At 62.1% G+C, this 6,894-nt stretch carries 4 protein-coding genes; all 4 read left to right on the top strand.

Annotated elements, in window-relative coordinates; all coding sequences use genetic code 11:
- The first annotated feature begins 366 nt into the window (after positions 1-366).
- The 4 genes from AC1DVE_RS30925 (at position 367) to AC1DVE_RS30910 (ending at position 6,432) form a co-directional block, all read left to right on the top strand.
- Complete coding sequence (locus AC1DVE_RS30925; RefSeq protein ID WP_223543497.1) at positions 367-2,193, top strand: DUF1302 domain-containing protein; 1,827 nt, start codon at positions 367-369, stop codon at positions 2,191-2,193.
- A gap of 11 nt (positions 2,194-2,204) precedes the next feature.
- Entirely contained in the window at positions 2,205-3,542 is a 1,338-nt protein-coding gene (locus AC1DVE_RS30920; RefSeq protein WP_223461273.1) for a DUF1329 domain-containing protein, read from the top strand.
- Positions 3,543-3,700: 158 nt separating this feature from the next.
- On the top strand, positions 3,701-5,050 hold the full coding sequence (locus AC1DVE_RS30915) for a DUF1254 domain-containing protein (RefSeq protein ID WP_477784433.1): 1,350 nt from the start codon (positions 3,701-3,703) through the stop codon (positions 5,048-5,050).
- The gene (locus tag AC1DVE_RS30910) at positions 5,047-6,432 is read left to right on the top strand and encodes a DUF1254 domain-containing protein (protein WP_477784432.1); all 1,386 of its coding nucleotides are present in this window, start codon (positions 5,047-5,049) and stop codon (positions 6,430-6,432) included. Before AC1DVE_RS30915 ends, AC1DVE_RS30910 begins: the two co-directional genes overlap by 4 nt.
- The last annotated feature ends 462 nt before the right edge of the window (positions 6,433-6,894 follow it).

Raw genomic sequence — 6,894 nt, 5'->3', positions numbered from 1 at the left:
GCCGAGTGGAGGTTCTGCGCAGTGGGCAACCCGGCATGGATGCCGGGTTAGCCGCCGCCGGCCATGGATGGCCGATGGCGGCGGGCCCACGGAGCAGGACCGGAGCGAGGGCATGCCGAGCCTTGGCGAGGCACCGAACGTCAGGGGCAAGAGCCCTTGGTTACTTGGGGCTTTTCCAAGTAACCCGCCGTAAGGGCGGAACCATTAGCCGCCGTTACCGCAGTAACGGATATGTACACCTTCAAAACAAATACCGTCTGCCCCGCAGCCACCCCGATGATTATTTTTTGTCGGCCATCGCTTGCGTGTCGCGCTCGATAGTTGGGCACCGTGTCCGGGCTGAGCAAACCTGACCGGAGCCCAATAATGATAAAAAAACGCTCGGCCACAGCCGGAGTCCGTCCGCGGCTTCACCGGCTTGGCCACACTCGCCCGCAACCCCTTGCGCTGGCGATTCTTGCCGTACTGACGGGGCCAACGTACGCCACCACATTTGACCTCAACGAAGACTGGAGCCTGTCGACCAAGACCAGCCTGAGCCTGGGCAGCAGCTGGTCGACGCAAAACCCCGACAAAAGCCTGATGACCCGCGCCAACGCCTTGCAGGCTCAGGGCGTGAACGCCAATGGCACCAGCGTCAGCGCCGACGACAACCGGCTGAACTTCGAGAGGGGCGACCCCATCTCGCAACTCTTCAAGGGCCTCACCGATGTCAGTCTCGATGGCCAGGGCCAGGGCGCGTTCATTCGCTTCAAATACTGGTACGACCACGCCTATGAAACCGGCAATGGCCGCTTCAAGGATTTCGACGATTCAGGCTGGGACGACCTGGCCAAGTTCAAGGGCTTCGAGGTGCTCGATGCGTACGTCTGGAAAGACTTCCAGGTGGCCGAGCATCCGCTGGGCGTGAAGGTCGGTAACCAGGTGTTGTCCTGGGGCGAAGCGCTGCTGATCCAGAACGGCATCAACGTGATCAACCCGCTGGACATCTCGGCGTTCAACCGTCCCGGCGTGGAAATCAAGGAAGGCCAATTGCCAGTGGAGATGGTCTCCTTCAGCTTCGGCCTGACCGACACCACCAACCTCGAAGGTTTCTACCAGTACAACTGGCGCCCCAGCGTACTCGACGGTTGCGGCACTTTCTTCGCCAGTAGCGATGTGATCCAGCCGGGTTGCGGGCCGCTGTTTCTGAGTCAGGTACAGACCGATCAACAGATGCAGGCCGCTGGTTTGTTCGCCACGTCCCGGGGCAACGAATCGCCGTCCGACAACGGCCAGTTCGGCTTCGCCCTGCGCCAGATGATCCCGGCGCTCAACGATGCGGAAGCGGCGATCTACTACATCAACTATCACTCGCGTTTGCCGTACTTCACCATTAATGCCAGGAATACCGCGTTGCCCGGCACCTTCCCCGGTGGTATCCAGGGGCCGAGCTATGCGGCGGCCTTCCCGGAAAACATTCACCTGTACGGCATCAGCCTCAACGGCGTCGAGCCTGTCACCGGGATTTCCCTGGCCGGTGAGTTGAGCTACCGGCCGAACATGCCGATCGCGATCAACGCGCCCGACGTCAACGTCGCCGTGATCTCCGGACCGGGGGGCAGTTCCTGGGTGCAGTTGCCGCCGGGCTTCAGCACCACCAATGGCAGCCAGTTCGATTCGTGGGAGCGCAAGGGCGTCTGGCAGCTGACCGGTTCGGCCACCCAGGCCATCGACAACGTGCTGGGTGCGACGCGCCTGAGTCTGTTCGGTGAAGCCGGGGTCGTGCACATCGACGATCTGGGGGACGAGCGCCTGGGCCGCAATGCTGCGTTCGGCCGCAGCGCCCCGCGCAACGGCACGCCGTGCAACACGGTGGCTTCAGGTGTGACCAACCAATTCTGCACCGACAAGGGCTTTGCCACCGATTGGTCGTGGGGTTATCGCCTGCGCGCCAGCCTGGAATACAGCGACGTGCTGCCGGGTATCAACCTGATTCCGGCCGTCAACTGGCGGCATGACGTCGAGGGCTATTCGTACGATCCACAAGGGCCGTTCCAGGAAGGCCAGCAAGCGCTGGGCGTGAGCCTGACCGGCGTCTACATGAACGATTACAGCGTGGAACTGGCCTACAACGCGTTCTTCGGTTCCAACGACTACAGCACCCTCGACGACCGCGATTTCGCGTCCGTCAGCTTCAAGGCAGACTTCTAAGGAGAACCGTTATGCGTATGCAATTGTGCGTGCTGGCCATGGCCTGCACCGTCGGCCTGGCTCAGGCCAAAGGCACCGATTCAGCGGCACTGGGCAAGACCCTGACCCCCATGGGCTCGGAAATGGCAGCCAATGCCGACGGCAGCATTCCGGCCTGGACCGGTGGCCTGGCGAGCAACGCCGGCACCGTCGACAGCAAGGGCGGCTACAGCGACCCGTATACCGCCGAGAAACCGTTGTTCACTGTCACCGCGCAGAACCTGGCGCAGTACCAGAAGTTTCTCAGCCCCGGGCAAATCGCGTTGTTCAAGCGCTTTCCCGACACCTACAAGATGAACATCTACCCGAGCCATCGCAGCGCCAACCTGCCCAAGGAGGTACTGGCGGCCAGTCGTGAGAACGTCGCCAAGACCAGCATGGCCGACGGCGGCAACGGCTTGCACGACTATGCCAGGGGCATTCCGTTTCCGTTGCCCACCGAAGGCCTGGAGGTGATGTGGAACCACATGACCCGTTATCGCGGCGGCAGCTACGAGCGCATCAGCAGCGCCGCACTGGTGCGTGAAAACGGCGCCACCAGTTACGTGCGCAACCAGTCGCTGATCAACTTTGCCGATACCGTGGGCGGGTTGGAGCCGGGCTCGAACATTCTGTTCATGTTCAAGAGCCGGGTGCTGGAACCGGCGCGTCTGTCCGGCGAGGCGGTGCTGGTGCATGAGCCGATCGACCAGGTCGCCGAGCCGCGATCGGCCTGGCAATACCTGCCGGGGCAACGTCGCGTGCGTCGTGCACCGATGATCGCCTACGACAACAGCGCCCGTTACAGCAATGGTCTGATCACCGCCGACAACATCGACGGCTACAACGGCGCGCCGGACCGTTTCGACTGGAAACTGGTGGGCAAGCAAGAGCTGTTCATCCCTTACAACAGCTACAAGATCGGCAGCCGCGACCTCAAGTACGACGCCGTGATCAAGCCCAACCACGTCAACCAGGACCTGGCTCGTTACGAGAAGCACCGCGTGTGGGTGGTGGAGGCGACCCTCAAGCCTGATGCGCGGCATATTTACGCCAAGCGCCGGTTCTATGTGGACGAGGACAGTTGGCAGATCGCCCAGTCGGACCAGTACGACAGCCGCGGTGAGCTATGGCGCAGCGGTGAACTGCACGCGATTCAACAGTACGACCACGGCTTCACCTACAACGTGCTGGAAACATCGTACGACCTGATCTCCGGACGCTACTACGCCGGCGGCCTGGCCAACGAAGAGACCGAGCCGATGCGCGTGGGCTTCGCCGCCAAGACCGACGACTACACCCCGTCGGACCTGCGGCGCTGGGCCAAGTAACCATTCGCCAAACCACCGCAAATCCAATGTGGGAGCGGGCTTGCTCGCGAAGGCGGCGTGTCAGGCAGCAATGTAGTCGACTGACACTCCCTCTTCGCGGGCAAGCCCGCTCCCACAGGGATCTGTGTGTGCTGATGTTTTGCTACAGGAGATCTGCCATGCGCTACTGGATATCCGCACTGGCCCTGGGCGCGAGCCTGGGCACTGTTCACGCCGCAACTATCGATCAACAACAGGCGAAAGCCCTGGCGCAGGAGGCCTACGTGTTCGCCTACGCCACCGTCGAACACGACAAGGTGCTCAGCGCCATCACCGCGAAACTGCCGTTCAATCGTCTCTACAGCGAACCGCGCCTGCTCGGTCCGCAAGACAACAAAGTGGTGTCGCCCAACAACGACACCTTCTATTCCCGCGCCTTGCTCGATCTGCGCGGCGAACCGATGGCGCTGGACGTGCCGGCCGTGCAAGGCCGCTACTACAGCTTTCAACTGGTGGACATGCGCACCGACAACCTCGACTACATCGGCACCCGCGCCACGGGGGATCAGGCAGGGCGCTACCTGATTGTCGGGCCGGACTGGAAGGGGCCAGTGCCATCGGGTTTCAGCGCTGTGATTCGCTCACCGAGCCGGCTGGTCTTCCTGTTGGGACGGACCGAAGTCAAAGGCGAAGCGGATCAGAAAGACGCCGCGCAAGTGCTGAAGGGCTACGCCTTGCAACCCCTGTCCACAGTGAGCGGCGGTGCGACGCCTGAACCGTTGGCACCGCTGCAACTGCCAGCGTACACGGATACCAAACAAGGGCCGGCGCAGGCGTTGTTCAGCACCTTCAACGCGCTGGCTCCTTTGCATCAGTGGACTGCCAGCGAGCAAAAGAAACTGGCACGTTTCGCCGCCATCGGCGTGAAGCCGGGGACCGAATTCCAGGCACCGGCGGACTTGAGCGAAGCCGTCGCCCAAGGTGCCGAAGCCGGCCGCGAACAGGTGCGTGCAGCGTCGAGCCAGTTGTCGGTGGAACAACAGGGCTGGTTGCCGTCGCCGTCCAACGTCGGCAAATACGGCGACGATGACCTGACCCGTGCCGCGGTCGCCTGGCGCTACATCTACGCCAACGATGCGGTAGAAGCGCTGTACCCGATGGCGTTGCACGATGCCCAGGGGCAGGCGCTCACCGGCCAGCACGCCTATCGCCTGCATTTCCCGGCCGGGCAATTGCCGCCAGTGAATGCGTTCTGGTCGCTGACCCTGTATGACGGCAAAACCCAGTTGCTGGTGGCCAACCCGATCCAGCGTTATGCCCTGGGCGATCGCAGCCCTGGTCTACAATACGATGCCGACGGCGGCTTGACCCTGATCCTGCAGGCCGATGCGCCCATGGCTGCGCCGCAGGGCAACTGGCTGCCGACGCCGCAAGGTCCGTTCAACCTGCTGTTGCGCCTGTACCTGCCCAAGGGCGGGGCATTGGACGGGAGTTATCAGTTGCCGACGATTGCGAGGATCGAATCATGAACCTGATTTTCAGTCGCCGCTGGGTGTTGGGCAGCATGGGGGTATTGGGAGGCAGCCTGATGTTTCCACGCTGGTTGCTGGCCGCTGATTCCGATGACCCGCGGCAGATTGCCAACGAGGCGTGGATTTACGCCTACCCCATGCTCATGCATTACCAGACCATGGAAAAACAGGCGCTCAACCCGGCCGCGCCGGAGTACGTCGGCGGCTTCAACCGCTTTCGTCATTACGGCGAGTTGTTTACTCCGAACAACCGCGACATCGTCACGCCGAACAACGACACGCCGTACTCCTGGGCCTGGCTCGACCTGCGCAGCGAACCCCAGATATTGAGCGTGCCGGCGGTCGATGACGAGCGCTATTACGTGCTTCAACTGGTCGACCAGTACACCCACAACTTTGCCTATGTCGGCGTGCTCAGCACCGGTCGCGAAGCGGGGAACTACCTGATCGCCGGGCCCGACTGGCAAGGCCCGACACCGGACGGCGTCAAGGCCGTGCTGCGCAGTGAAACCGAAATCGTCATGGTGCTTGGGAGAACGGGCCTGAAAAGCGCCGAGGACCTGCCGGCGGTGCGTGCCTTGCAGCAGCAATACGGTTTGCGTGCGTTGCATGAATTCATCGGCAGTGCACCGCCCGTGGCTGCACCCGTCATTAGCTGGCTACCCTGGGACAGCAAGACCGGGCTGGGGCTGGAGTTTATCCCGGTGCTGAACCAGATCCTCAGCCTGTGTCCCACGCAACCGTCCGAACAAGCCTTGCGCGCACGCTTTGCCCGGATCGGCATCGTGCCCGGTCAGGGTTTCGACCCGGCGACGTTGCCGCAAACAACGCGCCAGGCACTGCTCGCCGGGATTCAGGACGCCCAGGCGCAACTGCAAACCGCGGTGAGCCAGGTACGCACCACCCTCGGCCTGTTCGGCACGCGCGAAGCGCTGAACGGCAATTACCTCAACCGCGCTGTCGCGGCGAATGTCGGCATCTACGGCAACAGCGTGGAAGAGGCCTTCTACACCGGCACTCGCCTGGATAATCAGGGGCAACCCTTGCAGGGCGGGCGAAGCTATCGCCTGCGTTTCGCACCGGGTCAATTGCCGCCCGCTAGCGAGTTCTGGTCGCTGACGTTGTATGACTTGCCGGACCGGCAACTGGTGGCCAATCCGATCAATCGTTACTGCCTCAGCAGCCGGGATCGTTTGCAGATGGATGCGGACGGCGGGTTGACGTTGATCCTGCAGAATACCGCTCCAACTGCGCAGAGCAACTGGTTGCCGACACCTGCAAGCGGGGCGTTCAGCCTGGTCCTGCGCCTGTATGGACCTGGGCAGCAGGTGGTCAATCAGCGCTGGCAAATGCCGGTGGTTGAAGTGGTGTCTGCCTGAACCGCATCGCGAGCAGGTTCGCTCCTACATTGGAACTGTGTCGTTCACAATTGCTGTGAACAACCCGGTCCCCTGTGGGAGCGAGCTTGCTCGCGATGGCTTTGTGTCAGGTGGCATGGATTTTTGATGGTGTACATATCCGTTTCTGCGGTAACGGCCACCTATGGTTCCGCTCTTACAGCGGGTCACTTGGAAAAGCCCCAAGTAACCAAGGGCTCTTGCCCCTGACATTCGGTGCCTCGCCGTGGCTCGGCATGCCCTCGCTCCGGTCCTGCTCCGTGGGCCCGCCGCCATCGGCCATCCATGGCCCAGAGTGTGTAAAAACCAGTTCAAACATCGTCGGCGCGTAGCGCCGACGATGTTTGGCTGGCTAATTACACCTAAAGCGTTCTTCGTAGCTCCAGCCCGCTTTTAATGCCGCTAGTAACGCTTCTCAGCTCCGCTAGTAACGCTTCTCAGCTC

This window comes from Pseudomonas sp. P4_B4 (assembly GCF_056402255.1).
The sequence above is the reverse complement of the archived record's forward strand: the minus strand, read 5'-3'. Positions and strand labels throughout refer to the sequence as shown.